This window comes from Streptomyces sp. NPDC059002 (assembly GCF_042740435.1).
Classification (GTDB): domain Bacteria; phylum Actinomycetota; class Actinomycetes; order Streptomycetales; family Streptomycetaceae; genus Streptomyces.
The window spans coordinates 150362-176159 of the sequence record NZ_JBHYJI010000008.1 but is presented as its reverse complement, the minus strand read 5'-3'; the positions used below and the strand labels follow the sequence as shown (position 1 = coordinate 176159).

At 71.2% G+C, this 25798-nt stretch carries 19 protein-coding genes and 1 riboswitch; of the genes, 12 read left to right on the top strand and 7 right to left on the bottom strand.

Annotated elements, in window-relative coordinates; genetic code table 11:
• Positions 1–117: 117 nt before the first annotated feature.
• Positions 118–1407, top strand: coding sequence for a PspC domain-containing protein (locus ACFWZ2_RS10585; protein ID WP_384544466.1), 1290 nt, complete (start codon positions 118–120; stop codon positions 1405–1407).
• Positions 1404–2129 carry a LuxR C-terminal-related transcriptional regulator gene (locus tag ACFWZ2_RS10580; protein ID WP_384544464.1) on the top strand — a complete coding sequence of 242 codons (726 nt, stop codon included), beginning with the start codon at positions 1404–1406 and terminating at the stop codon, positions 2127–2129. The genes ACFWZ2_RS10585 and ACFWZ2_RS10580 overlap by 4 nt, the downstream gene beginning before the upstream one ends.
• Positions 2130–2236: 107 nt before the next feature.
• On the opposite strand, the gene ACFWZ2_RS10575 is transcribed toward ACFWZ2_RS10580, so the two are convergent.
• Positions 2237–2872, bottom strand: a complete 636-nt coding sequence (locus tag ACFWZ2_RS10575) for a hypothetical protein (protein WP_384544462.1) — start codon at positions 2870–2872, stop codon at positions 2237–2239.
• A gap of 78 nt (positions 2873–2950) precedes the next feature.
• Entirely contained in the window at positions 2951–3994 is a 1044-nt protein-coding gene (locus ACFWZ2_RS10570; protein ID WP_384544460.1) for an NlpC/P60 family protein, read from the bottom strand.
• A gap of 344 nt (positions 3995–4338) precedes the next feature.
• Here ACFWZ2_RS10570 and ACFWZ2_RS10565 point away from each other — a divergent pair, with 344 nt between their 5' ends.
• Positions 4339–4692 (top strand): hypothetical protein, encoded by a 354-nt coding sequence (locus tag ACFWZ2_RS10565; RefSeq protein WP_384544458.1) that lies wholly within the window; start codon positions 4339–4341, stop codon positions 4690–4692.
• Between the two features lie 88 nt (positions 4693–4780).
• On the opposite strand, the gene ACFWZ2_RS10560 is transcribed toward ACFWZ2_RS10565, so the two are convergent.
• Positions 4781–5971, bottom strand: a complete 1191-nt coding sequence (locus ACFWZ2_RS10560) for an NlpC/P60 family protein (RefSeq protein ID WP_384544456.1) — start codon at positions 5969–5971, stop codon at positions 4781–4783.
• A gap of 7 nt (positions 5972–5978) precedes the next feature.
• Positions 5979–6135, bottom strand: a riboswitch (cyclic di-AMP (ydaO/yuaA leader).
• Between the two features lie 254 nt (positions 6136–6389).
• On the opposite strand from ACFWZ2_RS10560, the gene pcrA reads away from it, so the two are divergent.
• Complete coding sequence (pcrA, locus tag ACFWZ2_RS10555) at positions 6390–8909, top strand: DNA helicase PcrA (RefSeq protein WP_384544454.1); 2520 nt, start codon at positions 6390–6392, stop codon at positions 8907–8909.
• Between the two features lie 115 nt (positions 8910–9024).
• On the opposite strand, the gene ACFWZ2_RS10550 is transcribed toward pcrA, so the two are convergent.
• Both ACFWZ2_RS10550 and ACFWZ2_RS10545 read right to left on the bottom strand, forming a co-directional pair.
• Positions 9025–10566 (bottom strand): peptidoglycan DD-metalloendopeptidase family protein, encoded by a 1542-nt coding sequence (locus tag ACFWZ2_RS10550; RefSeq protein WP_384544452.1) that lies wholly within the window; start codon positions 10564–10566, stop codon positions 9025–9027.
• A gap of 181 nt (positions 10567–10747) precedes the next feature.
• The gene (locus tag ACFWZ2_RS10545) at positions 10748–11737 is read right to left on the bottom strand and encodes a lipase family alpha/beta hydrolase (RefSeq protein ID WP_384544450.1); all 990 of its coding nucleotides are present in this window, start codon (positions 11735–11737) and stop codon (positions 10748–10750) included.
• A 459-nt stretch (positions 11738–12196) separates the two neighbouring features.
• Between ACFWZ2_RS10545 and ACFWZ2_RS10540 the strand changes: the two genes are divergently transcribed.
• Positions 12197–12613, top strand: a complete 417-nt coding sequence (locus ACFWZ2_RS10540; RefSeq protein WP_384544550.1) for a cobalamin B12-binding domain-containing protein — start codon at positions 12197–12199, stop codon at positions 12611–12613.
• 294 nt (positions 12614–12907) lie between these two features.
• Here ACFWZ2_RS10540 and ACFWZ2_RS10535 read toward each other — a convergent pair whose 3' ends face one another.
• Both ACFWZ2_RS10535 and ACFWZ2_RS10530 read right to left on the bottom strand, forming a co-directional pair.
• The gene (locus ACFWZ2_RS10535; protein WP_384544448.1) at positions 12908–14503 is read right to left on the bottom strand and encodes a DUF5691 domain-containing protein; all 1596 of its coding nucleotides are present in this window, start codon (positions 14501–14503) and stop codon (positions 12908–12910) included.
• 29 nt (positions 14504–14532) lie between these two features.
• Positions 14533–15882: an SWIM zinc finger family protein gene (locus tag ACFWZ2_RS10530; protein ID WP_384544446.1), complete on the bottom strand. Its 1350-nt coding sequence runs from the start codon at positions 15880–15882 to the stop codon at positions 14533–14535.
• Positions 15883–16035: 153 nt separating this feature from the next.
• Here ACFWZ2_RS10530 and ACFWZ2_RS10525 point away from each other — a divergent pair, with 153 nt between their 5' ends.
• From ACFWZ2_RS10525 to sucD, 7 genes are all read left to right on the top strand, one after another.
• Entirely contained in the window at positions 16036–17202 is a 1167-nt protein-coding gene (locus ACFWZ2_RS10525) for an AAA family ATPase (protein WP_384544444.1), read from the top strand.
• The gene (locus tag ACFWZ2_RS10520; protein ID WP_384544442.1) at positions 17199–19793 is read left to right on the top strand and encodes a DUF5682 family protein; all 2595 of its coding nucleotides are present in this window, start codon (positions 17199–17201) and stop codon (positions 19791–19793) included. The genes ACFWZ2_RS10525 and ACFWZ2_RS10520 overlap by 4 nt, the downstream gene beginning before the upstream one ends.
• A complete protein-coding gene (locus ACFWZ2_RS10515; protein WP_384544440.1) occupies positions 19790–20959 on the top strand; it encodes a VWA domain-containing protein in 1170 nt (389 codons plus the stop codon). The genes ACFWZ2_RS10520 and ACFWZ2_RS10515 overlap by 4 nt, the downstream gene beginning before the upstream one ends.
• A gap of 164 nt (positions 20960–21123) precedes the next feature.
• Complete coding sequence (locus tag ACFWZ2_RS10510; protein ID WP_384544438.1) at positions 21124–22038, top strand: hypothetical protein; 915 nt, start codon at positions 21124–21126, stop codon at positions 22036–22038.
• Between the two features lie 132 nt (positions 22039–22170).
• Positions 22171–23265, top strand: coding sequence for a hypothetical protein (locus tag ACFWZ2_RS10505; protein ID WP_384544436.1), 1095 nt, complete (start codon positions 22171–22173; stop codon positions 23263–23265).
• Positions 23266–23553: 288 nt separating this feature from the next.
• Positions 23554–24732, top strand: coding sequence for an ADP-forming succinate--CoA ligase subunit beta (sucC, locus tag ACFWZ2_RS10500; RefSeq protein WP_384544434.1), 1179 nt, complete (start codon positions 23554–23556; stop codon positions 24730–24732).
• Between the two features lie 21 nt (positions 24733–24753).
• Positions 24754–25638 (top strand): succinate--CoA ligase subunit alpha, encoded by an 885-nt coding sequence (gene sucD / locus ACFWZ2_RS10495; protein ID WP_358710412.1) that lies wholly within the window; start codon positions 24754–24756, stop codon positions 25636–25638.
• The last annotated feature ends 160 nt before the right edge of the window (positions 25639–25798 follow it).

Here is a 25798-nt window from a genome sequence, read left to right as displayed (position 1 = left end):
CCCCTGAGACGACTCAGGTGCCGACCCTGACAGGGCCGGGACAGGGGCGGAGATCAGGGAAGTCTCGGGGGTCGACCCTGATGCCCGCACCCGCGCCCGCGTGTGAATATCGATGACATGCCGGAAGCCGCTGCACCGCCCATCGACGACGTCCGACCGCTGCGCAAGCTCTATCGCAGCGGCGACGGCCGTTGGCTCGGCGGTGTCGCGCGCGGCCTCGCCGGACACCTCGGGCTGCCCGTGATCTGGGTCCGGCTCGTCTTCGTCGGCCTGTTCACGGCGGACGGCCTCGGCGCGCTGCTGTACGCGGCGTTCTGGTTCTTCGTGCCGCTCGGCATCGGCGGCGTCGACTCCGAGCGCCCACCCGCGGCCGTCACCACCGAGACGTCGTCGGACGGCCGGCGCAGGCTCGTCGCCCGCAAGCCGGACAAGGGCCAGATCGTCGCGCTCCTCGCGATGGTCGTCGTCGCCATGGTCTTCGTCAGCAGCGTGGACCTGGACGGCTCGACCAAGGCGTATGTCGTCCCGACCCTGCTCGTCGCGGCCGGTGTCGCCCTGGTCTGGCGGCAGGCCGACAATGCCCGCAGGGCCCGCTGGATGGCCGTCGGCCGCCGCAGGCGCACCCTGACGATCGCCCGGTCCGCGGCCGGAGTGCTGCTGGTCGGTGCCGGAGTCTCCGGCATCTTCGTGCTGCAGGGCTCCGCCGCGCATCTGGGCGCCGTCCTGCAGGCCGCGCTCGCCGTGCTCGTCGGCATCGCGCTCCTCGCGGGCCCGTATCTCATCCGCATGATGCAGGACCTCTCCGAGGAGCGCCTGATGCGCATCCGCGCCCAGGAGCGTGCCGAGGTCGCCGCCCATGTGCACGACTCCGTGCTGCACACCCTGACCCTCATCCAGCGGAACGCGGAGAGCCCCGGCGAGGTCCGCCGCCTGGCCCGTGCCCAGGAGCGCGACCTGCGGGCCTGGCTCTACAAACCCGAGGGCACCGGCAAGGACGAGGACGAGGAGCCCGACACCCTCGCCGAGGCGGTCCGCCGCAGTGCGGCGGAGGTCGAGGACAAGCACGGCGTCCCGATCGAGGTGGTCGTGGTGGGCGACTGCCCGCTCGACGAGCGGCTGACCGCGCAGATGCAGGCCGCGAGGGAAGCGATGGTGAACGCCGCCAAGTACGGTGGCGAGGGCGGTGCGGTGCAGGTCTTCGCCGAGGTCGAGGGAGGGACGGTGTTCGTGTCCGTCCGGGACCGAGGTCCCGGCTTCGATCTGGATTCCGTGCCGGACGACCGCATGGGTGTACGAGAATCGATCATCGGCCGTATGCAGCGCAACGGAGGCACGGCGCGGCTGCGTGCGGTGCCCGGGGGCGGCACGGAGGTCGAGCTGGAGATGGAGAGGACGGCGACGACATGAGCGACGCGACCGAGGCGAGCGAGCCCACGGAGCCGACCGGGGCGGGCGGGAGCGAGGGCGGGCGTCGCGTGCGGGTCGTCCTGGTCGACGACCACCGGATGTTCCGCACCGGAGTGCAGGCCGAGATCGGCCGGACCGACATCACCGGTGTCGAGGTCGTCGGTGAGGCGGCCGACGTCGACCAGGCGGTCACGGTCATCACGGCCACGCGTCCCGAGGTCGTTCTCCTGGATGTGCACCTTCCTGGCGGCGGTGGCGTGGAAGTCCTGCGCCGCTGCGCGCCGTTGATGTCCGATGCGACGGAGCCGGTGCGTTTCCTGGCGCTCTCGGTCTCCGATGCCGCCGAGGACGTGATCGGGGTGATCCGGGGCGGTGCCCGCGGCTATGTCACCAAGACCATCACCGGCACCGATCTGGTGGATTCGATCTTCCGGGTGCAGGAGGGCGACGCGGTGTTCTCGCCGCGGCTCGCCGGGTTCGTCCTGGACGCCTTCGCCTCCACCGACGCGCCCCCGGTCGATGAGGACCTGGACCGCCTCACCCAGCGCGAGCGCGAGGTGCTGCGGCTCATCGCGCGCGGATATGCGTACAAGGAGATCGCCAAGCAGCTCTTCATTTCCGTGAAGACGGTGGAGTCGCATGTGTCGGCGGTACTGAGGAAGCTTCAGCTGTCCAACCGCCATGAGCTGACGCGGTGGGCGACGGCGCGGCGGCTCGTCTGAGGCGTCGCGGTGCGGTGACCGCGGTGGAGCCGGGGCCCGCCCAGCAGCGGGGGAGCGGTCAGTGGGGGAGCGGTGCCGGGGCCCGTCCCTCCGGCAGGTCGCAGGTCCTAGTGGTGCGTGCCCGCTGTCGGGGCCGGGCCCAGCTTCCGTAGGGCCCAGCGGTAGTGGCCGACCGCCTTGGCCGCGCCGATGAGGCCCGTCAGCCACACGATCAGGCCGACGCCCATGCCGAGGGCGACGTCGGCGTAGGTGTCGCGTCCGGGCTCGGCGTACGCGGCCGCCGCGAAGGACGCCCACAGGCCGAGCGCGCACACCGCGAGGGACGACAGGAGCCAGGTGAGGCTGAGGCCGGGGGAGCGCAGCCTGGCATCCGATGCCGGATGACTGTCCAACGCGAGCCAGGCGTCGGTGAGTTCCCGCGCCCGCCGATCGCTCCGCAGACCGAGGACGACGCCGATCACCCCGGGGGCCAGCGCCGCTAGGCCGAGGAGCGCGAGCACCGGGCCCAGGATGAAGGCCGTGGCGTCCTCGTCCTCGATGAGCCGGAGCGGCGTCGTCAGCAGGGCCCAGCCGACCACGCCGCCGAAGCCGCACAGCCACAGCAGCAGGAGCCGGTGCACCCCCAACTGCCGCCTGCGCAGCTCATCGAGGGCCATGCCGCGGTCGGTGAGCAGTGTCTGCCGGTCGGGCCAGGTGCGCAGATGCACGGGAGGCGGGGGTGGCGGCAGCGTACGGCTAGGCATGGACGTGACATTACCTGCGGCCCGATGGCCGGATCACGGCGGCCGAGTGGCCGGATCTCCCGGGGCTCAACGACCCCTTCACACCACGCGGGTGGCGCCCGCGAACGGCATCTGGTCGATGGGCGCGAGCCGTACGGGGGCGCTCGGGTTGGGGGCGTGGATCATCTGGCCGTTGCCCACGTAGATGCCGACGTGGCTGATGCCCGAGTAGAAGAACACCAGGTCACCGGGGCGCAGGGCGGAGCGCGGCACGCGTTCGCCCGCGGCGATCTGGGCGTAGGTGGTGCGGGGCAGCGCGACGCCCGCCGAGCGGTACGCGGCCTGGGTGAGCCCCGAGCAGTCGAAGGCGCTGGGTCCGGTGGCGCCCCAGACGTAGGGGCTGCCGAGCGCCTTGTACGCATACGAAACGGCGGACGCGGCGCGGGCGTTGGGGGCCTTGGCCGACCCGCCGGAGAGGCGGGCCTCCGAGCGGTCGGCGCGGTCGGTGTCCGCGCCCGTGAGCTCCGCGCGCTGGCCGTCGGGGAGCTGGGCCAGGAGCCGCTTGGCCTCGTCGAGCTTGCCGGTGACGGTCTTCTTGTGTTTCTTCAGCTCCGCCTGGCGCTTGTGGAAGGCGGCGAGGCGGGCGTCGGCCTCGGAGTGCAGCTGGTCGATCTCCTGGAGCTGCTTGCGTATGCCGTTGACGGTCGCCGCCTGGCGGTTTCCGGCCCGGTCGGCGAGCGCGGCACGGTCGAGGAACTGCTCGGGGTCGGAGGAGAGGGCCATCTGTACGGTCGGGTCGATGCCGCCGGTGCGGTACTGCGCGGCGGCGTACGAACCGACCTCGTCGCGCGCGGAGTTGAGCTTCTCCGTCTTGCGGGCCGCCTCGTCGCGCAGCTCTCCGAGGGCCTTCTCGGCCTTCTCGGCCTTCTCCTTCGCGCCGTTGTACTTCTCGGTGGCGATCTCCGCCTCGCGGTAGAGCGAGTCGACCTTGGACTTCACCTCGGTGGGGCTGAGCCGGGGGTCCGCGTTTCCCACGCCGTCGAAGGCGGTCGCCGACGCGGCTCCGGCGAGGGCGAGGGTGACGGCCGTGCGGGCCGTGTTGCCGCTGAGCGAGCGCTGCTTGGGCTTGCGGTGCGCTGACACGAAGAGGGGCTCCTTACGTGTCCGGCGGCGGCCCGCACAGGGGGAGCGGACCGCCGCCGGTTCCTCGGCGGTGGTGTCCGACTGCCGCCCCTGGTCCGGACGGCGGTGGGGAGCCGGTCACCTGGTGCAGGACGCTAAACCTGACCGTCACGGCTTGGTGAGGGATTGCGCGGAACTGGAAGGAGTGGACGGATCGGTGACTCAATGTGACCGCGCCGATCACCCTTGAACATCCACTTCATGTGGCCATGTGACCGATGTGGCGTTTGTGCCCCGACTGTCTGCGTGGCGGTGCTACGGGACCGGCTGCGGCGGGCGGAACGGGCCCGGTTAGGCTCCGGCACATGGACGTACTCATCCATCTCTTCGTCGGCCTGCACATCATCGGCATCGCCTCGCTCCTGGGCGGCTTCCTGACCCAGATGAAGCAGATGGGCCAGGGCACCGCCCGCTTCAGCCCCGCGATGCTGCACGGCGCGCTGACCATGCTCGTCACCGGTGTCGCCCTGGTGGGTCTGAACCAGGCGGACGACAACACGGTCAACAACCTCAAGATCGGCATCAAGATGGCCGTGCTGATCGTGATCCTCGCGCTGGTCTATGTGAAGCGGGACGAGGAGAAGGTCGACAAGGGCCTGTTCGGCACGGTCGGCCTGCTGACCACGGCGAACATCTTCATCGCGGTGCTGTGGACCTGAGTCCCCCGCGGACCTGAGTTTTCCGGCCTCTGCGCGCGTGTGGCCCGCATCCTCCTCAGGATGCGGGCCACACGCGCGTAGAGGGTGGTTACGCGGGACGCACCACGCTGTGGATCGGCATGTAGTAGATCGACTCGACGCGGACGTTCGCACCCGGCTTCGGGGCGTGGATCATCTTGCCGTCGCCGATGTAGATCCCGACGTGGCTGATGTCGTCGTAGAAGAAGACCAGGTCACCGGGCTGGGCGTCGGCGGTCTTCACCGTCGTGCCGACCTTCACCTGGTCCCACGTGGTGCGCGGCAGGGAGATGCCCGCGGCCTTCCACGCGTCCTGGGTGAGCCCGGAGCAGTCGTAGGAGTCGGGTCCCGTGGCGCCCCAGACGTACGGCTTGCCGATCTGGGCCTCGGCGAAGGCGATGACCTTCTTGGCCTTGGTGGCGTAGCTGCTGTCCGTGCTCCCGGAGTCGGAGCCCGACCCGGAGCCGGTGTCGGAACCTGAGCCCGAGTCCTGGCCCTCCTCCTGCTCCTTCTCCTTCTGGGCCGCCTCTTCCGCCTTGCGCTTGCGCTCCGCCTCGGCGGCCTGCTTGCGGGCCAGCTCCTCGGCCTTGCGCTTGGCCTCCTGCTCCTTCTTCCGCTCGATCTCCGCGAGTCGGGCCTTCTCCTCGGCGGTCAGCTCGGAGAGCAGCTTGCGGGCCTCGCCCAGCTTCTTCTGGACGGTCTGCTTGCTCGTCTTGAGGTCGTCCCGCGAGTCGCTCAGCGTCTTGAGGCTCTTCGCCGCCTTCGTACGCTGCTTCGTCGCCGACACCTGCTGCGTCTGGTAGTCGTCGACCGCCTTCTTCTGGCGCGCGGTGAGCCGGTCCGACAGGTGGTTCTGGTCGAAGTAGCCCTGCGGGTCGTTGGCGAGCATCATCGTGGCCGTCTCGGAGACGGCGCCGGTGCGGTACTGCGCGGCGGCGAAGGAGCCGAGCTCCTGGCGTGCCTCGTTCAGCTTGTCCGTGCGCTTGGCCACGTCGTCCAGGAGGTGGTCGACCTTCTTGCGCTGCTTGTCGGTCTTCTCCTTGGCCGAGTTGTACTTCTGGGTGGCCACGCCCGCCTGCTGGTAGAGGTCGTCGACCTTCTCCTGGACCTCTTCGAGGCTGGGCTTCGCCGGCGCGGAGGGGGCTGCCTGCGCGCTCTGTGAGAGGAGGGCCACCGAGGTGAGGGCGGCCGTGGTGATGCCGATGGCGGGGGCCGTGCGTATTCCGGCTGTCCGGGTCCGCGGCTTGCGGTGCGACGCCAAGGGAGGCGACTCCTTCCGTAGACCGCCTACCGGGTTAGCTGTCGGGTTCGGGCGGGTGGTCCGGAAGGTTGCCCTACAGTCCCGTACTTCGTACGGGACCGATTCACCCCAAGGTCTTGGTGGGTCCCCGGCTCCGAACATGTCGGACTCGGCGGAGGCCACCCGTTCCCGGCGGGATTCGCCGGTGGGGGTACGAGCGGCCCGCGGAGCACGCTAGCCAACTCGTGTGGTCCGTGTGAAGGTTGATGTTCGATATGCCCGATACATTTTCGTGACTTTACGAGGCTCTTGACGCGGGCATGCCTTGCGGACGCGGAGTGTGATCGTCCATGGGCGCGGAGTAGGCGGGCGGTCGCCGGAGGAAGGTGGCCGGAACCCGGGGCGGGTTGTCAGTGGGGCCGCCTAGACTCGGGAGGCGATGAGCAGCCTCTTTGATGACAGCTTCCTGGCGGACCTGCAGCCTTCCCGGACCACGGACGAAGAGCCCCCGCCGCCGCCCGAGGACAGTGCTCCGGAGCCCATTCCGGACGATCTGTTCGACGGGAAGTTCGACGCGCCCATGACCCGGGACGCGCACTACCGCGACGGTGCCCCGCGCCCGGTCATCGACCCGGCGACGCTCCTCGACGGTCTGAACGAGAACCAGCGCGCGGCCGTCGTGCACGCGGGCTCCCCGCTGCTCATCGTCGCCGGCGCCGGATCCGGCAAGACCCGCGTGCTGACCCACCGCATCGCGTACCTCCTCGCCGAGCGCGGCGTGCACCCGGGCCAGATCCTCGCGATCACCTTCACGAACAAGGCCGCGGGCGAGATGAAGGAGCGCGTCGAGCAGCTCGTCGGACCGCGGGCGAACGCGATGTGGGTGTCGACGTTCCACAGCGCCTGCGTCCGCATCCTGCGCCGCGAGTACAAGAAGCTGGGCTTCACGTCCTCCTTCTCGATCTACGACGCCGCCGACTCCAAGCGTCTGATGGCCCTGGTCTGCCGCGACCTGGACCTCGACCCGAAGAAGTTCCCGCCGAAGTCCTTCAGCGCCAAGATCTCGAACCTGAAGAACGAGCTGATCGACGAGGAGGACTTCGCGAGCCAGGCCGCCGACGGCTTCGAGAAGACCCTCGCCCAGGCCTACGCGATGTACCAGTCGCGCCTCCGCGAGGCGAACGCACTGGACTTCGACGACCTGATCATGACGACGGTCCACCTCCTGCGCGCCTTCCCGGACGTCGCCGAGCACTACAGGCGCCGCTTCCGGCACGTGATGGTCGATGAGTACCAGGACACGAACCACGCCCAGTACGCCCTGGTGCGCGAGCTGGTCGGCCCCTCCGGAGGCGAGGACGACGACCCCGGCGAGCTGTGCGTGGTGGGTGACGCGGACCAGTCCATCTACGCCTTCCGCGGCGCCACCATCCGCAACATCCTCCAGTTCGAGGAGGACTACACGGACGCGACGACGATCCTCCTGGAGCAGAACTACCGCTCCACGCAGACGATCCTGACCGCCGCGAACGCGGTCATCGAGCGGAACGAAAGCCGCCGCCCGAAGAACCTGTGGACCAACCAGGGCGCGGGCGCCCGCATCACGGGATACGTCGCGGACACCGAGCACGACGAGGCGCAGTTCGTCGCCGACGAGATCGACCGCCTCACGGACGCGGGCGACGCGAAGTCCGGCGACGTCGCGATCTTCTACCGCACGAACGCCCAGTCCCGTGTCTTCGAAGAGATCTTCATCCGCGTCGGCCTGCCCTACAAGGTCGTCGGCGGCGTCCGCTTCTACGAGCGCAAGGAAGTCCGCGACGTCCTCGCGTATCTGCGCGTGCTCGCCAACCCCGAGGACGCGGTGCCGCTGCGGCGCATTCTCAACGTCCCCAAGAGGGGCATCGGCGACCGCGCGGAGGCGATGATCGACGCACTGTCGCAGCGCGAGAAGATCTCCTTCCCGCAGGCGCTGCGCCGTGTTGACGAGGCGTACGGAATGGCGGCCCGCTCGGCGAACGCCGTCAAGCGTTTCAACACGCTGATGGAAGAGCTGCGGACCATCGTCGAATCGGGCGCGGGACCGGCCGTCGTCCTGGAGGCCGTGCTCGAACGGACCGGCTATCTCGCCGAGTTGCAGTCCTCCACCGACCCGCAGGACGAGACGCGCATCGAGAACCTCCAGGAACTCGCCGCAGTGGCGCTGGAGTTCGAGCAGGAGAACGGTGCGGCGGAGGGCGCCGACGCTGCCGGTGGCGCCGCTCCGGAGGGTGTTCCGGAAGGAGCCGCTCCCGCCGGTTCGCTCTCCGACTTCCTGGAGCGCGTCGCCCTCGTCGCCGACTCCGACCAGATCCCGGACGAGGAGGACGACGGCTCCGGAGTCATCACCCTCATGACGCTGCACACCGCCAAGGGCCTCGAATTCCCCGTGGTGTTCCTGACAGGCATGGAGGACGGCGTCTTCCCGCACATGCGCTCGCTGGGCCAGGTCAAGGAGCTGGAGGAGGAGCGGCGCCTCGCGTACGTGGGCATCACGCGCGCGCGTGAGCGGCTCTATCTGACGCGGTCCTCGATGCGCAGCGCCTGGGGCCAGCCCTCGTACAACCCGCCGTCGCGCTTCCTCGAAGAGATTCCGGACACCCATCTGGACTGGAAGCGGACGGGGTCCATCGGCGCCCCGGCGTCGTCCGGTTCGTCGGGTCCGGCCGGTGGCATCGCCTCGTCGCTGTCCTCCTCGCGGTCGCGCTCCGGAGGCGCGCAGGGCTTCGCCACGCGTCGCGCCACGGAGAAGCCCGTGGTCGCGCTCGCGGTCGGCGACCGGGTCACGCACGACCAGTTCGGCCTCGGGACCGTGGTCGGCGTCAAGGGATCGGGTGCGAACGCCGAGGCGACGGTGGACTTCGGCGAGCCCAAGCCGAAGCGGCTGCTGCTGCGGTACGCACCGGTGGAGAAGCTGTAGCCCTGCGGGGCGGATGACTCTTGGGGCGGGGGCTGCGGGGCCCAGGGGACTCGCAGCCTCGGGGCATGTGGCGCTTCGTGAGGTGGGCTGCTGTGTGGCGTGCGCCGAGCCCGAGTTACGTCGGGTCGAGTCCGTGGCTGCGCAGCCACGGCAGCGGGTCGATCGCCGAGCCGCCGCCGGGACGCACCTCGAAGTGCAGGTGCGGGCCCGTGGAGTTGCCGGAGTTCCCGGAGAAGGCGATGGTCTCGCCCGCCTTCACGGGGCCGCTGGAGATCTTGTGCGTGGAGAGGTGGCAGTACCACGTCTCCGTGCCGTCCTTGGCGGTCACGATCGCCATGTTGCCGTAGGCGCTGTTCCACTTCGTGGACACGGTTCCGTCGGTCGCGGCCTTGACCTCCGTGCCGTACGACACCGGGAAGTCGATTCCGGAGTGCGCGGACATCCAGTTGACGCCCGCCTGGCCGTAGTACGCGCTCAGGCCCCGCTGCGCCACCGGCAGCGCGAACTTGGGGCGCAGCCGCTCCTTGCGCGCCGCTTCCGCGGCCGCCTTCTTCTCGGCGGCCGCCTTCTGGGCCTTGAGGTCGATGCGCTCCTGCGTGCGGCTCGCGCGGTCCGCGAAGTCGCCTGCGTCCGCGGAGAGGTTGGCCAGCTGGGTGTCCAGCTTGTTGTTGGCGGCGGACGGCTTCACGGACGTGGGGTCCGGGGCGGACGCCGTCGTGTCCTTGCCGTCGTCCCCGCCGAAGTTGCCCACGGACGCGGCGGCGACACCCGCGACGCCCATCACACAGGCCGAGGGCACGGCGACGGTGAGGAGCGCCGAACGCTTGGCGGGGGTGCGGCGGCGGGCCTTCGAGCGGCCGCCGCCCGGGCCTCCGCGGCCGGCGCGGGGGGTGCGGGCCGCGGCCCCGGTGCTCCGGGACTCCGCGACCGGCTCGTCGTCCTCGTACGCGGCTTCGGCCTCGTACGGGCCGGGGTGGCCTTCGGCGTGGTTGCCGGTCAGGTCGTACGGATCGGTGAGTTCGTACGCGGCCGCCGACTCGTAGGCGCTCGTGGGCTCGTACGGGTCGACGGGCTCGTACGCCTGGGTCGCTTCGTGTGACTGGGGCGCTTCGTGCGGCTCGGGGTGCGCATGGGGCTCGGGTGACTCGTACGTCTGGCCCGCCGAGTTCCACGCGGTCGCGTCGTACGCCCCCGTGTCGAAGGTCTGCGTCTCCCACTGGCCGGTCTGCGGCGCCTGGTTCCACGCGCTGGCGTCCCACTGGCCGGTGGCGTCGGGGCCCGGCTGCGAGGGGATGTCGGCGAGCTGCTGATAGCCGCCCGTCGCCCACATCGCGGTGGTGTCGTAGCTGCCGGTGTCGTACGTGGCGGCGTGGTGCTGCGCCGCGTACGCGTCGTAGTTCAGCGTCTGCTGGGTGCCGGTCGTGGTCGCCCACTGGCCCGTGTCGTACGGGCTCTGGCCGCCGGGCATGTTCCCGAAGAGCGGGTCGGCGGCGAAGCTGCCGGTGTCGAAACTCCCGGTGCTGAAGCTGCCGGTGGCGTAGGCGTCGTACCCGTGCGGCTGGGCGCTGTGCTGGTCGTACGTCGCATAGTGCGCGTAGTCGGCGCCGGGTGCCGAGGGCGGGGGAGTCGAGCTCCCCGACGGGTGACGGTCGTTCACCAACTTCTCTTTCGCCTCGGCAGCAGGGGCGGAGCAGTGCGGCGACTGTACCCGGCGGTATACGGGCGCGACAATCTTCGGCAGGTTTCGTGGTCTCAGGAAACGGGCATTCGGCCGTCTTTCGGCGGACTGCGGGCGCAGCCTTGGCCCTGCGTTCGAAGTTCGTTCGACGGATTCGGCGTCAGGCGACCGTCAAACCGCCCGGAGCGCCTTTGGCATGCGCCCCCGGATTCGCCAGATCGAGTGCCTGAATGATGCCGTTCGCGACCGCGGGGTGCACCGGAAGCGCGAGATGGCCGATTCCGGTGACCCGGACGTTCTGCGCGGTCAGGTCGGGGTGATCGATGCAGGCCGTCTCCAAGGGGTCCATCAACTGGTCGAGATCGCTCCAGAAGTTCACGAAATGCGTGCGGCAGTCCGGTGCCGGTTCCTTCAGTTCCTCGATCACCTCGGAGCCCGGGCGCATCTGCCGGACGATCGGGTGCGCGTCCGCGAGCGGCGCGACACGCGTGCCCCCGTGCGGGGTGCCGAGGGTGACCAGCGTGCGTACGCGTACGTCGCCGCCGAGGCGCTGCGCGTAATAGCGGGCGATCAGTCCGCCGAGGCTGTGCCCCACGATGTCGACCCGGGTGTGGCCCGTGCGCTCGCAGATCTCCTCGATGTGGCGGCCGAGCAGTTCGGCGGCGGTGCGGATGTCACAGATGAGGGGCGAGTAGTTGAGGGACTCCACATGGCGTCCGCCGTGCTGGGCCAGGGCGCGGCGGAGCAGGACGAAGACGGAGCGGTTGTCGATGAAGCCGTGCAGGAGGAGGGCCGGGGGCCTGCTGTCAGGGGGGAGGCGCGGGGCGTCCGGGGGCGGTTGGACGGGGGCCACCCTGCGTTCCTGTGTGACGCCCGAGGGATAGAGGAGGAGGTGTCCCGTGAGGATCGCCAGCTCCAGGGCGGTCGCCTTCAGGAAGGTCACGGAGATGCCTGCGACCTTCGACGGCAGGCGGAGGCGGGGGAGAGGGAGGGCGCGGGGGTGGGGCAGGAGGGAGGCGAGGGGGGCCAGGGGTGGGAGGGCCTGTAGTGCCTGTAGTGCCCGGAGGGCTTGTGCGGTGGGGAGTTTTGGTAACAGCGTGCTGAATTGGCGAAAGGGGTGAAGAAAGGGCTGGACCCCTGTGACCGGCATCGTCGACCTCCCGATTGGCGCACGGGAGGACGGCTCTGTCCCCCGTGTGCCCTAGGGGGAGTCGAGAGCGAGGAGTCGGCTTGCGGTGGGGCGTTTCTGGTCTGTGCCCCTGTGGTGGCGCGCTGCGCTCCTTGGCGGTGCGCTCTGGGCCCCCCGTGCGTCGCCGATGCACCGCACCACCACGCCGTGCGGCTGCCGGCGTGGTGGTCCGGCGATCTCGTTGCGGCTCCCCTCGCGCCGGGTCCGGATGCGGAGCGTGAGCCCCTGGGTAACGGAGCGGCGCGCAGCGAACGTGTCCCAACGTGTGATTTCCCCCTCGCTCTCCACCGCGAAACTGCCGGGTGCGGGATGCTGGAGATAACGTTCGTTCACTTGCCCCGGCTGCTTGTGCGGTGCGGGGGTCCGTGGGTACAGGAATCCGTGGGTACAGGAATCGGTACTCGGTACATGGAGGCAGTGATGGGTGTGGCAGCCGGGCCGATCCGCGTGGTGGTCGCCAAGCCGGGGCTCGACGGGCACGATCGTGGGGCCAAGGTGATTGCGCGGGCGCTGCGGGACGCGGGCATGGAGGTCATCTACACCGGGCTGCACCAGACGCCCGAGCAGGTGGTGGACACGGCGATCCAGGAGGACGCCGATGCGATCGGGCTCTCCATCCTGTCCGGGGCGCACAACACGTTGTTCGCGCGCGTGATTGAGCTTCTCAAGGAGCGGGACGCGGAGGACATCAAGGTGTTCGGGGGCGGGATCATTCCGGAGGCGGATATTGCGCCGCTGAAGGAGAAGGGTGTCGCGGAGATCTTTACGCCTGGGGCTACTACTGCGGCGATCGTGGAGTGGGTTCGGGCGAATGTTCGGGAGACCGCCGGGGCGTAGGGGCTTCTGGCGGGGGCGCCTGGGTGGGCGTCTCGCCTTGGGTTTGGCTGTGGGGCGGGGCCGTGGGGGTATGTGCGTACTCGCTATCCCGTGCTTGATGTCTCCGTCAGTGTTTGCCGTCAGCGTGGGTCGAGGTGCTCCGTGCGCACATACCCCCACGTCCCCTCGCGAGCGTTTGCGGGTGCGGGGCGGTGGGGTGCCGCTCTGCTTCTCCCGCGGGCCCGGGGGTGGGTGGGCACGCTCACGTCGCCGGTGGTCGTTGACGAAGGCGTAAGCCCGGTGCAGGTCGAGGGGTCAGTGGGGGGTGGGGGTCAGTTCGGTGTGGATGGTGGCGCGGAGGCGGAGTGTGGTCACCAGGCGTTGGAACGCTTCGGACCAGTAGCTGCCCGCGCCGGGGGAGGCGTTTTCTGGTTCGTCGGGGATGGCGGTGAGGGCGTCCAGGCGTACCGCTTCGGCCGGGTCCAGGCAGCGTTCCGCGAGGCCCATGACGCCGCTGAAGCTCCAGGGGTAACTTCCGGCGTCCCGGGCGATGTTCAGGGAGTCGACGACAGCGCGTCCCAGGGGTTCGGCCCAGGGGACCGCGCAGCCTCCCAGGAGTTGGAAGGCTTCCGACAGGCCGTGCGCGGCTATGAAACCGGCTACCCAGTCGGCGCGTTCGGGCGCGGGCAGGGCGGCCAGGAGTTTTGCGCGTTCGGCGAGGGAGACCGCGCCCGGGCCCGCCGCGTCGGGGGACGCGGGCGGGCCGAGCAGGGCCCTGGACCAGGGCGCGTCCCGTTGGCGTACGGCCGCACGGCACCACGCGGCGTGCAGCTCGCTCCGCCAGTCGTCGGCCACGGGGAGCGCCACGATCTCGGCGGGAGTGCGGTTGCCGAGGCGGGACTGCCAGCCGGAGAGCGGGGCCGAGTCCACCAACTGGCCGAGCCACCAGGAGCGTTCGCCGCGGCCGGTGGGGGGCTTGGGGACGACGCCGTCCCGTTCCATGGCCGCGTCGCACTCGTGCGGCGTCTCGACGGTGAGGGTCGGCGTGCTCGCCACATGGTCCACGGCCACGCAGGAAGCCGCTCGGGCCGCCATCCGTCCTGACAGGGCCGAACCGGGGAGTGCGGACAGCAACTCGGCCGCCGTGGAGCGGACGTTGCGGCTGCGGTCGGCGAGGGCCTGTTCCAGGAATGGCTCGTCGGCCGGGGAGAGGCCCGTGCGCAGGGAGTCGAGGAACATCAGGCGGTCCTCCGCGCGTTCCGTCTGCCAGGTGGCGGCGAGCAGGGTGCGGGCCGCCTCCGGGTCGTGCTCCCGGAGCGTGGTGAGCAGGGCCACCCGCTCCGCGAACAGGCCCTCTTCCCAGAGCTGTTGGACGTTCGCCGTGTCGTCGGGGGAGGGGAGCGATACGCCGCCGCCCGGCGTGGACCGCAGGGCGAACTTCCAGTCCGGGTTGAGTCGGGCCAGCCACAGGGCCCGGGGGCCCGCGAAGGTGAGGGCCTGGGGGCGCAGGTCCGTGCGGCCGCGTGCCGCGTTGAGCAGGGCGGGCAGCAGCTCCGGCGGTGCCGCGTAGCCCCGCGCGTTGGCCAGGGACAGCCACTGGGGCAGGAGTTCCATCAGGTCGGGCGCCGCGCCGCGTCGGCCGCCGCTGCCGGAGCCGGACTGGTCGGTGAGCAGTGCCGCGAGCCGACGCCTGGCCGCGGGCGGCACCGGGGGCCTGGGGTCGTCCGCCGCGGGTTCGGGCGGTGCGGTCGCGGGGGCGGGGCGCAGGCCTGCCCTGCGGCGCACGGTCTGTGCCGCTGCCGCGTCGAGGAGGGCGAGCGGTGCCTCCTTGCCGGGGGTGCCCAGTGTGCGGCGGTCCGTGCCGAGGAGGGCCGCGGTGACGAGCTCCTCCCAGGGCGTGAGTGCGGGCATCCGTACCTCCTGGAGTGTCTGTTCCGGTGTCAGCACAGCGGCACCGTCTCTTCCGCGTCCTTCGGCCAGGCCGCGAGCGGGGTGAAGCCGCGGTGGCCGCACTCGCCGAAGACCGTGAGCGGTGCGCCGCCGGACAGCGCCACCAGACGCCACAGGCCGGGGCGTGCGGACGCTGCCGGGGTGAGGGGGAGGGCCAAGTCCTCGTCGGGGTCGGTGAGTTGCCAGGTCTCCTTGTGCGGTGTCGGTATCACCTCGGACAGCGTCACCGGGTGCGACTCCAGCCAGGGGTCCTTGCGCAGGGCTTCTCCGTAGTGGGCGGTCGCCTCGGACACGCGGACGCCCGGAGGGCGCAGCCGGGTGGGTGCCGGGGTGGTGAACTGCTCGCCCAGGTCGGCCCTCAGCTGCCCCGGGTATCCCGACAGTTCGGCGTCGAGCGCGAGGCCGACCGGCAGGGTGAGGGCGGGGGCGCGGCCTGCCGCACCGTAGGAGAGGAGGAGCGCCGTGCGGCCGGAGTCCGTGCCGTACAGCCATATGCGGCGCGTGGTGAGCTTGCTGTCCGCCGTGTCGTACTGCGCGAGGACCAGCCAGTGGTCCCGGACCGGCGGGCCCTGGGGCTGTGCGGGCAGTCCGACGCGTGTGCGGACCGTGGCGGCCAGCTCGTCCGGCAGTCCGTCGCGGTGCAGCCAGCCCTGGTCGAGGAGGTGCAGGAGCGCGCACTCCTCCAGCAGGCGCACCGGCCAGCCGGGTCCGGACGCGGGGATCGCGCCCAACTCCCGCACGCGGGCGGCCAGTCCTGGAGCCTGCGCGTCGACCATGCGGGCGGCCGTCTCCTCCCACTGTCCGTACCCCGCCTGTTCGGCCGCGGCCGTGCCGCCGCGCAGCAGGTCGGACAGGCGCTGCTCGAGCTCCGTCACGCCCGCCGTGATCCGCTCGGCGCGCTTCTCGGCGCGACGGTGCGCCGCCCCGGGGGCGGCCGCGGCGGGCGATGGGGCCGAACTCGCCTTGTTCTCCGCTCTTTTGCGGCGTGCCGTCAGCCATTCATCGGCCCAGGCCGGCGGCTCTCCCTCCGGCACGGTGCCGTCCTGGCCCGCCCAGATCAGCAGCAGGCCGAGCGCGTGCTTGCACGGGAACTTGCGGCTCGGACAACTGCATTTGTACGCCGGTCCCGCGGAGTCCCCCGCGAACGTGATGTCGACGACCGTCTGATACGGCTTGCTGCCACTGCCCTTGCACAGTCCCCACACCGTCCCCTCGCCAGAACTGCCCGCCTCCGACCATGGGCCGGCGACGCCGAGTTTGCTTCCCGCCTTGCGTGACGGCGCGTCAGGAGCCAGTGCGAGCACCTGATCCGCCGTCCAGCGCACCCCCTGCTGAGTCATGTCTCGAAGGTAGGTGCCGCCACTGACAATCGGCTGGGCTGTGACTGTCCGTGCAGGTCAGCGGCTTGCGAGGGGCGATTGTCAGTGGCGTGGTGCACGGTGGAACCACATCCGGGCCAGATGTGCCCGGACGAGCTGGAGGGGGATCGCTCCATGACCGTTTCCGTCGACTCGACGACGTCCGCGAACGCGAACCAGTCCGATTCCACGACCGATTCCGCGTCCGGGCCCGCGAGTGGTGCGGAGGCCCTGCGGCCGCACGCCGAGCACGCGTTCGCCGACGAACTGGCCGCGCTCGGCGCGCAGGACGACCGGCCGCGGCCCGCCCGCTGGAAGCTCTCGCCCTGGGCCGTCGCGACGTATCTGCTCGGCGGCACCCTGCCCGACGGCACTGTGATCACACCGAAGTACGTGGGGCCGCGCCGCATCGTCGAGGTCGCCGTCACCACGCTCGCCACCGACCGCGCACTGCTCCTGCTCGGCGTGCCCGGCACGGCCAAGACATGGGTGTCCGAGCATCTGGCCGCCGCGGTTAGCGGTGACTCGACGCTGCTCGTGCAGGGCACGGCGGGCACCCCGGAAGAGGCCATCCGGTACGGCTGGAACTACGCGCAGCTGCTCGCGCACGGGCCGAGCCGCGACGCGCTCGTGCCGAGCCCCGTCATGCGCGCGATGTCCGAGGGCATGACGGCGCGGGTCGAGGAGCTGACCCGCATCCCCGCCGACGTACAGGACACGCTGATCACGATCCTGTCGGAGAAGACCCTGCCGATCCCGGAGTTGGGGCAGGAGGTGCAGGCCGTGCGCGGCTTCAACCTCATCGCCACCGCCAACGACCGCGACCGTGGTGTCAATGACCTGTCGAGCGCCCTGCGCCGCCGCTTCAACACCGTCGTCCTGCCGCTGCCGGAGAGCGCCGACGCCGAGGTCGACATCGTCGCGCGCCGCGTCGACCAGCTCGGCCGGTCGCTCGAACTGCCCACCGGGCCCGAGGGTTTCGACGAGATACGGCGTGTCGTCACCGTCTTCCGCGAGCTGCGCGACGGCGTCACGGCCGACGGGCGTACGAAGGTGAAGTCGCCCAGCGGCACGCTGTCCACCGCCGAGGCGATCTCCGTGGTCACCAACGGACTCGCCCTGGCGGCCCACTTCGGAGACGGAGTGCTGCGCCCCGGCGACGTCGCGGCCGGAATCCTCGGCGCCGTCGTGCGCGACCCGGCGGCGGACCGTGTCATCTGGCAGGAGTACCTGGAAGCGGTCGTGCGCGAGCGCGACGGATGGAAGGACTTCTACCGTGCCTGCCGTGAGGTGAGCGCATGACGGCGGCGCGGGAGCCGTTGCTGCTCGGGGTGCGGCATCACGGCCCCGGCTCCGCGCGCGCCGTGCGGGCCGCACTCGACGAGGCGCGCCCCCGGGCCGTCCTCGTCGAGGGGCCGCCGGAGGCCGACGCCCTGGTGGGGCTCGCCGCCGACGAGGGGATGCGGCCGCCGGTCGCACTGCTCGCGCACGTGGTGGACGAGCCGGGCCGTTCGGCGTTCTGGCCGCTCGCGGAGTTCTCCCCGGAGTGGGTGGCCATCCAGTGGGCTCTTGGGCAGGGCGTGCCGGTGCGCTTCATCGACCTGCCGGCGACGCACTCGCTCGCCCTGCGGGCCGAGGAGGAGCGCGAGGAGAAGGGGGAGGGGTGCGCGGGCCCGCAGGAGGACGAGGTGGGCGCGGAGGGCGACGGCGGGGAGGAGCGGGGGCCCGGGGGAGCGGGCGGGAGTCGGGGCGACGTGCGGATCGATCCCATCGCCGTTCTCGCCGAGACCGCCGGGTACGACGATCCCGAGCGCTGGTGGGAGGACGTCGTCGAGCACCGGGGGCCGGGCGGCGACGCGTTCGCGCCGTTCGAGGCGCTGGGCGACGCGATGACGGTGCTGCGCGAGGAGTACGGGGACGGCGGGCACGGGTGCGACCTGGAGCGCGAGGCCTATATGCGGCTTCAACTGCGGGCCGCGCAGAAGGAGTTCGGGCCGGACGAGGTCGCCGTGGTGTGCGGCGCCTGGCACGTGCCCGCGCTGCGGCAGAAGGTCACGGTGGCCGCCGACCGGGCACTGCTCAAGGGCCTGCCCAAGGTGAAGGCCGAGATGACGTGGGTGCCCTGGACCCACCGTCGCCTCTCCCGCACCAGCGGGTACGGCGCGGGGATCACGTCACCTGGGTGGTACGGGCATCTGTTCAGCGCCCCCGACCGGCCCGTCGAGCGCTGGATGACGAAGGTCGCGGGGCTGCTGCGCGCCGAGGACAGGCCGGTGTCGTCCGCGCACGTCATCGAGGCGGTGCGGCTCGCCGACACGCTCGCCGCGATGCGCGGGCGGCCGCTGGCGGGGCTCACCGAGGCGACCGACGCCGTACGGGCGGTGATGTGCGAGGGCTCCGACGTGCCGATCGGACTCGTGCACGACAGGCTCGTCGTAGGGGACGTACTGGGGGAGGTCCCCGAGTCGGCGCCCGCGGTGCCGCTGCAGCGCGACCTCACGCGTCTGCAGCGCAGGCTGCGGCTCAAACCGGAGGCGCTGGAGCGGCAGTTGGAGCTCGACCTCCGCAAGGACACGGACGCCGCGCGCAGCACGCTGCTGCACCGGCTGCGGCTGCTCGGCATCGGATGGGGCGAGCCGGCCGCGTCCCGGGGGAGCACGGGCACGTTCCGGGAGACCTGGCGGCTGCGCTGGGAGCCGGAGCTTTCGGTGCGGGTCGCGGAGGCGGGGGTGTGGGGGACCACGGTTCTCGGCGCGGCCACGGGCAGGGCGTCGGCCGATGCGGTCGAGGCGGTCGCCCTCGCGGATGTCACCGCGCTCGCCGAGCGGTGTCTGCTGGCCGAACTGCCGGACGCGTTGCCCGTGGTGATGCGGGTGCTCGCGGACCGGGCGGCGCTGGACGCGGACGTGGGGCACCTTGCGCAGGCGCTCCCCGCGCTGGTGCGGTCCCTTCGGTACGGGGATGTGCGGGGGACCAGCACGGAGGCTCTCGGCGATGTGGCCCTCGGGCTCGCGGAGCGGGTCTTCGTGGGGTTGCCGCCTGCCTGCGTGGGGCTCGACGCGGATGCGGCGCTGGACATGCGGGGGCATGTCGATGCCGTTCACCAGGCCGTGGGGCTGTTGGGGGAGTTGGCACCTCCCGCGGACGGCTCCGTCGGTGTTCCGGCGCGGTGGCATTCCGTGCTGGGAGTGCTCGCCCGGCGGGAAGGCGTCGCCGGAGTCGTGCGAGGGCGGAGTGTGCGGCTGCTGCTGGACGGTGGGGAGTTGGCGGGCGAGGACGTGGCCCGGCTCATGGGGCTCGCGCTTTCCCGGGGGAGCGAGCCCGCCGAAGGTGCCGCGTGGATCGAGGGGTTCGTCGGGGGCGCGTCGGGCGGCGGGATGCTGCTCGTGCATGACGAGCGGCTGCTCGGGCTGGTCGACGACTGGCTGAGCGGTGTGTCCGACGACGCGTTCACCGATGTGCTGCCACTGCTGCGGCGCACGTTCTCGGCGTACGAGCCGGGTGTGCGGCGGACGTTGGGGGAGCTGGTGCGGCGCGGGCCGGGCGGGGAAGGGGGCGCGGAGGCCGTGGGGGTGGCCGGGGTTCCCGGGTTCGCCCCGGAGCTGGACACCGCGCGCGCGGATGCCGTCCTGGCGGTCGTCGAGCTGCTGCTCGGCTCGGGTGCGGAGGGCGGGCTGGTCGGCTCGGATGACGGCGGCGGTCCGGTCGGCCCGGGCGAGCACGGCGGTCCGCGCGGCCCGGGGCGGGACCGTGAGCGGGCGGCCGGCTCGGGGGAGGGCGGTGAGGCGGTCGGCTCGGGGGAGGGCGGTGGGCCGGGTGGCTCGGGTACGGGAGGCGGGCCGGTCGGCTCGGGTGGGGATTGTGACAACAGCCTTGTGGGGGTGGGCCGATGAGTGGCGTGGTGGATGAGCGGCTGCGGCGGTGGCGGCTTGTGCTGGGTGGGGGTGACGCGGAGGGCACGGGGTGCGGGCTCGCCGGGCGGGACGCGGCGATGGACGGCGCGCTCACCGCGTTGTACGGGGGAGGGGACGAGAAGGACACGCGGGGGCGGGGCCGTTCGGCGGGGCTCGGCGGATCCGCGCCGTCCGTGGCGCGCTGGCTCGGGGACATCCGGACGTACTTCCCCTCGTCCGTCGTCCAGGTCATGCAGCGCGACGCCATCGAGCGGCTCGGGCTCTCCACGCTGCTCCTCGAACCCGAGATGCTGGAGGCCGTCGAGGCGGACGTCCACCTGGTGGGGACGCTGCTCTCCCTCGACAAGGCCATGCCCGAGACCACGAAGGAGACCGCGCGGGCCGTCGTGCGCAAGGTCGTCGATGACCTGGAGAAGCGGCTCGCGACACGGACCCGCTCCACGCTCACCGGCGCCCTCGACCGCAGCGCCCGCGTCAGCAGGCCGCGCCACCACGACATCGACTGGAACCGCACGATCGCGGCCAACCTCAAGAACTACCTGCCGGAGCACGGGACGATCGTCCCCGAGCGCCTCATCGGGTACGGGAGGGCGGCCCAGTCGGTGAAGAAGGAGGTCATCCTCTGCATCGACCAGTCGGGGTCGATGGCCGCGTCCGTCGTGTACGCCTCGGTGTTCGGCGCGGTGCTCGGTTCCATGCGGTCGCTCAACACCCGGCTGGTCGTCTTCGACACGAACGTCGTCGACCTGACCGACCAGCTCGACGACCCGGTGGACGTCCTGTTCGGCACGCAGTTGGGCGGCGGGACCGACATCAACAGGGCGCTCGCGTACTGCCAGTCGCAGATCACCCGGCCCGCCGACACGGTCGTCGTCCTGATCAGCGACCTCTACGAAGGGGGCATACGGAACGAGATGCTGAAGCGGGTCGCCGCGATGAAGGCGTCCGGGGTGCAGTTCGTGACGCTGCTTGCGCTCTCCGACGAGGGCACACCCGCGTACGACCGCGAGCACGCGGCGGCGCTCGCGGCCCTCGACGCACCGGCCTTCGCCTGTACACCGGACCTCTTCCCCGAGGTGATGGCGGCGGCGATCGAAAGGCGCCCTCTTCCCATACCGGACACGACAGCGGGGAACCGGACATGAATACGCATCGGTAACAGGGGACTTGCGCGACGGCGGGAGTCCCGTGCGAGGATCGTCGCGCCTCACCCGCGGAGCGATGCGTTCCGCCCTGCCGCCGTGCTGTGCGGTGCCTCCCGCCGCCGTGACGCGGACATCCTTCCTGCCCCCAGAGGACCTCCCCCGCCGTGACTTCCGCTTCCGTAGCCGCTCCGACCGGTGCCGCCGCGCGCGTCGTGCGCACGGTGGCCGGGCGGCGTGCGCTGCAAGTGGTGCTGCTGCTCGGTGGGTTGCTCGTGCTCGGCTTTCTCTTCGGGGAGCGGGCGCAGGCGGCGGACGGGCCCGTGGGCGGTGGCTCCGCACTGGAGCAGGTTCGGGTTGAGGCCGGACCAGTCTCCGGACCGGACGCCGGACCAAGCTCTGAACCGGACGCCGGACCGGCCTCTGAACCGGACTCCGAACCGGACGCCGGACCGGGCTCCGAACCAGTCCCCGAGCCCGTTGCTCGTACGGTGCGGCACGTCGCTGAGCCGGTTGCCGAGTCGGCCGTGGAGCCGGTCACCGAGCCCGTCGTACGGCCCGTCGGTGAGGTCGTGCATCGGGTGACCGGCGCGCTGCGTGAGGCGCCGGATCCGTCGGAGCTGTTGCCCGCGCAGCCCTTGCCGGGCTCCGGTGACGGCTCGGGCAGTGGGGCCGAACCGGCGCCCGCTCCGGACGGCGCGCCGGATCGCGGTGACAGGCCGTCCGTCGTGCACGAGGGCAAGCACCGGTCCGGGCACTCCACCGCACCGCGGGCCGACGTCTCGTACGGGACGGGGAGTTGGCGGCCCGGCTCCGGTGCGGACCGGCGTGGCGATGTGCGCCATGGTGCGGTCGTGGGCGAGTACGGCACCGGGCATGGGCCCCTGCCCGTACCGGTCGACCCGAGTGGGGCCTTCGGCAGTGCGACCGTCGGTGACGGCGGTGCGGCGCGGCACGGTGATCTGCATGCCGCCGCGCTCGACGGCCGTGCGCCGGTGCGGCTCCTCGCCGGGCCCGGGCTCTCCCCGGAGTCCGCGCCGACCCGCGACAGACACCGGGACATTCCCGAATTCCCTGGCTAGGGCAGCCCTTTCCCCGCGATGACCTGCCGCGCGGGGGCGGAACAGGTCTGCCCGCCGGTCCCTGCGCACCTCGTGTGCGCCCCGGGGCCGGATCCACAGCCAGAGCATGAATTCGAAGGATCTGACGCAAGCATGAACAAGAACATCCGCCGTTCCATCGTCATAGCCGCCGGTGTCACCGGGGCCTGGGCGCTCGGCTCCGCCGTCGCCAGCGCGGACGAGCTGCCCCAGCACTCCATCGCGGTGCCGGACCAGGCGTCCGAGGCGGTCCAGGACGTCAAGGGCGATGTCCCGGACGTCACCGGTGACGTCACCGATGTGCGGGGCAAGGTGTCCGAGGCGAAGGGCAAGGTCACCTCGGTGACCGAGGTCACCTCGGTGACCGAGGGCTCCGCCGTGGGCCAGGCCAAGAAGGCCGCGACCGGTGCCGCCGCGAAGGTGAAGTCCGTCGACGTGGACGCCGTCGACGCCGACGCCGCCCGGGTCACCCCGGACCAGGCCCGCCAGTACGTCGACGGCAAGCTGCCCTCGTACGGCAGTGAGCTGCCCTCGACGGACGGCAAGCTGCCCTCGACCGACGGCAAGCTCCCCTCGGCCGACGCACTCGGCCCGGTCGGCTCCGTCGACGGCATCGGCGGCATCGACGGCATCAGCGCCGTCGACGGTGTCAGCAACGTCGACAGCATCGGCGACGTCGACGAGATCGACTACCTCTTCGGTCCCCTCTCCGCCTTCGCCCCGGACCTCGACGGCACCGTCGCGCAGGCCCCGGGTCACGTCCAGGCGGCCACCGCGGCCGCGACCCCCGTGGTCGGGCAGACGGCGGACTCCGTGCTGCCGCCCGTCGCCGCCACCGCCGTCGACGGTGTCGTGCCGGTCGCCGAGCAGGCCGTCGGGGACGTGTCGTACCTGGCGCAGGGCGTGGTCGGCGACGTGCAGCCGTTCGCGGGCGGGGTCGTCGGTGAGGTCCAGCCCTTCGCGCAGGGGGTCGTCGGCGACGTGCAGCCCTTCGCGCAGGGTGTGGTCAGTGAGGTCCAGCCCTTCGCAGGCGGGGTCGTCAGTGAGGTGCAGCCGTTCGCAGGTGGAGTCGTCTCGCAGGTGCAGCCGTTCGCGCAGGATCTGGCCGGGACCGTCGCGCCCGACGCGCAGGCGCTCGCGGGCAACGCCGTCACCGGCGTGCAGGGCGTGACCGGTGACATCACGCCGGGCTACCTGCACACCGCCTGATCGCGGGAGCAACTGGAGCAAACGGGCGGCCCCTGACGCAGCAGGGGCCGCCCCCCGGCCCGCGAAGCCGTGATCTGTGACAGTCATCACCGCCCAAATGTGATCTGCGATTTAGGGACCTACGTCCCACGGCGATAACCTGCGAGACGGACATGCCGCGTACCGGACTCCGTCCTACGCCTCCCTTGTGACAGCGCAGTCACGTTGCCCTCCGCGGCACGCCCACGCAGACAGCTGACACCAAAGCAGCGAGATCGCAGCGAGATCACGGATAAGGGACGGACGCGCGTGGACCTGTTCGAGTACCAGGCGAGGGACCTCTTCGCCAAGCACGGTGTACCGGTGCTGGCCGGTGAAGTCATCGACACGCCTGAGGCGGCGCGCGAGGCCACCGAGCGACTGGGCGGCAAGTCGGTCGTCAAGGCGCAGGTGAAGGTCGGTGGCCGCGGCAAGGCCGGCGGCGTGAAGCTGGCGGCCGACGCGGACGAGGCAGTCGCTCGTGCGACGGACATCCTCGGCATGGACATCAAGGGCCACACGGTCCACAAGGTGATGATCGCCGAGCTGTCCCCGGAGATCGAGGCGGAGTACTACGTCTCGTACCTCCTCGACCGCACCAACCGCACCTTCCTGGCCATGGCCTCGGTGCAGGGCGGCATGGACATCGAGGAGGTCGCGGAGAAGACCCCCGAGGCCCTCGCGAAGGTCCCGGTCAACGCCGTCGAAGGCGTGGACATCGAGAAGGCCCGCGAGATCGTGGCCCAGGCGAAGTTCCCGGCCGACGTGGCCGAGGGCGTCGCCGAGGCGATGGTGACCCTGTGGGACACCTTCGTCGCCGAGGACGCGCTCCTCGTCGAGGTCAACCCGCTGGTGAAGACCAAGGACGGCCGCATCCTGGCCCTGGACGGCAAGGTGTCCCTGGACGCCAACGCCGACTTCCGCCAGCCGGAGCACGAGGCCCTCGAGGACAAGGACGCAGCCAACCCGCTCGAGGCTGCCGCCAAGGCCAAGAACCTCAACTACGTCAAGCTCGACGGCGAGGTCGGCATCATCGGCAACGGCGCGGGTCTCGTCATGAGCACCCTCGACGTCGTCGCGTACGCCGGTGAGAACCACGGCGGCGTGAAGCCCGCCAACTTCCTCGACATCGGTGGCGGCGCCTCCGCCGAGGTCATGGCGAACGGCCTGGAGATCATCCTCGGCGACTCGGACGTCAAGTCCGTCTTCGTCAACGTCTTCGGTGGCATCACCGCGTGCGACGAGGTCGCCAACGGCATCGTGCAGGCCCTGGAGCTGCTCGCCTCGAAGGGCGAGAAGGTCGAGAAGCCGCTGGTCGTGCGCCTCGACGGCAACAACGCGGAGCTGGGTCGCAAGATCCTGAGCGACGCCAACCACCCGCTCGTGCAGCGTGTGGACACCATGGACGGCGCGGCCGACAAGGCCGCCGAGCTCGCGGCCGCGAAGTAAGGGACGAGGGAAAGAACAGCCATGGCTATCTTCCTCAACAAGGACAGCAAGGTCATCGTCCAGGGCATGACCGGTGCCACGGGCATGAAGCACACCAAGCTCATGCTGGGTGACGGCACCAACATCGTCGGCGGCGTGAACCCGCGCAAGGCGGGCACCGAGGTCGACTTCGACGGCACGTCCGTCCCGGTCTTCGGCACGGTCAAGGAGGCCATGGAGAAGACGGGCGCCAACGTCTCCGTCCTCTTCGTGCCCCCGGCCTTCTCCAAGGCCGCCGTCGTCGAGGCGATCGACGCCGAGATCCCGCTCGCCGTCGTCATCACCGAGGGCATCGCCGTCCACGACTCCGCCGCCTTCTGGGCGTACGCGAAGTCGAAGGGCAACAAGACCCGCATCATCGGCCCGAACTGCCCCGGTCTCATCACCCCGGGCCAGTCCAACGCCGGCATCATCCCGGGCGACATCACGAAGCCGGGCCGCATCGGCCTGGTCTCGAAGTCCGGCACGCTGACGTACCAGATGATGTACGAGCTCCGTGACATCGGCTTCTCCTCGGCCGTCGGCATCGGTGGCGACCCGGTCATCGGCACCACGCACATCGACGCCCTCGAGGCCTTCGAGGCCGACCCCGACACCGACCTGATCGTCATGATCGGCGAGATCGGCGGCGACGCGGAGGAGCGCGCGGCGGACTACATCAAGGCCAACGTGACGAAGCCGGTCGTCGGCTACGTCGCCGGCTTCACCGCGCCCGAGGGCAAGACCATGGGCCACGCCGGCGCCATCGTCTCCGGCTCCTCCGGCACGGCGCAGGCCAAGAAGGAAGCGCTTGAGGCTGCGGGCGTCAAGGTCGGCAAGACGCCGACCGAGACGGCGAAGCTTGCGCGAGCGATCCTCGCGGGCTGATCTGGCCTCTGGCCTTTAGCAGTTCAAAGTGGGGCCGCCCCGCGTGTGTGGGGGGGGGCCCCCTTGGTGTTGTTTTCGCGGGGGGGGGGGGGGGTGTGGGGGGGGGGTATAAACAAAAGAAGGAGGCCCCGCCGGAGGTGGTGTTTTTCTAGGTGGTGGG

What these genes read in the sequence shown, in the direction of transcription:
- ACFWZ2_RS10545 (WP_384544450.1), bottom strand. Translation starts at nt 11,737, where the DNA reads ATGCCGGTCACAGGGGTCCAGCCCTTTCTTCACCCCTTTCGCCAATTC.
- ACFWZ2_RS10585 (WP_384544466.1), top strand. Translation starts at nt 118, where the DNA reads ATGCCGGAAGCCGCTGCACCGCCCATCGACGACGTCCGACCGCTGCGC.
- ACFWZ2_RS10540 (WP_384544550.1), top strand. Translation starts at nt 12,197, where the DNA reads ATGGGTGTGGCAGCCGGGCCGATCCGCGTGGTGGTCGCCAAGCCGGGG.
- ACFWZ2_RS10520 (WP_384544442.1), top strand. Translation starts at nt 17,199, where the DNA reads ATGACGGCGGCGCGGGAGCCGTTGCTGCTCGGGGTGCGGCATCACGGC.
- pcrA (WP_384544454.1), top strand. Translation starts at nt 6,390, where the DNA reads ATGAGCAGCCTCTTTGATGACAGCTTCCTGGCGGACCTGCAGCCTTCC.
- ACFWZ2_RS10535 (WP_384544448.1), bottom strand. Translation starts at nt 14,503, where the DNA reads ATGCCCGCACTCACGCCCTGGGAGGAGCTCGTCACCGCGGCCCTCCTC.
- ACFWZ2_RS10575 (WP_384544462.1), bottom strand. Translation starts at nt 2,872, where the DNA reads ATGCCTAGCCGTACGCTGCCGCCACCCCCGCCTCCCGTGCATCTGCGC.
- ACFWZ2_RS10580 (WP_384544464.1), top strand. Translation starts at nt 1,404, where the DNA reads ATGAGCGACGCGACCGAGGCGAGCGAGCCCACGGAGCCGACCGGGGCG.
- sucD (WP_358710412.1), top strand. Translation starts at nt 24,754, where the DNA reads ATGGCTATCTTCCTCAACAAGGACAGCAAGGTCATCGTCCAGGGCATG.
- ACFWZ2_RS10505 (WP_384544436.1), top strand. Translation starts at nt 22,171, where the DNA reads ATGAACAAGAACATCCGCCGTTCCATCGTCATAGCCGCCGGTGTCACC.
- ACFWZ2_RS10515 (WP_384544440.1), top strand. Translation starts at nt 19,790, where the DNA reads ATGAGTGGCGTGGTGGATGAGCGGCTGCGGCGGTGGCGGCTTGTGCTG.
- ACFWZ2_RS10530 (WP_384544446.1), bottom strand. Translation starts at nt 15,882, where the DNA reads ATGACTCAGCAGGGGGTGCGCTGGACGGCGGATCAGGTGCTCGCACTG.
- ACFWZ2_RS10525 (WP_384544444.1), top strand. Translation starts at nt 16,036, where the DNA reads ATGACCGTTTCCGTCGACTCGACGACGTCCGCGAACGCGAACCAGTCC.
- ACFWZ2_RS10565 (WP_384544458.1), top strand. Translation starts at nt 4,339, where the DNA reads ATGGACGTACTCATCCATCTCTTCGTCGGCCTGCACATCATCGGCATC.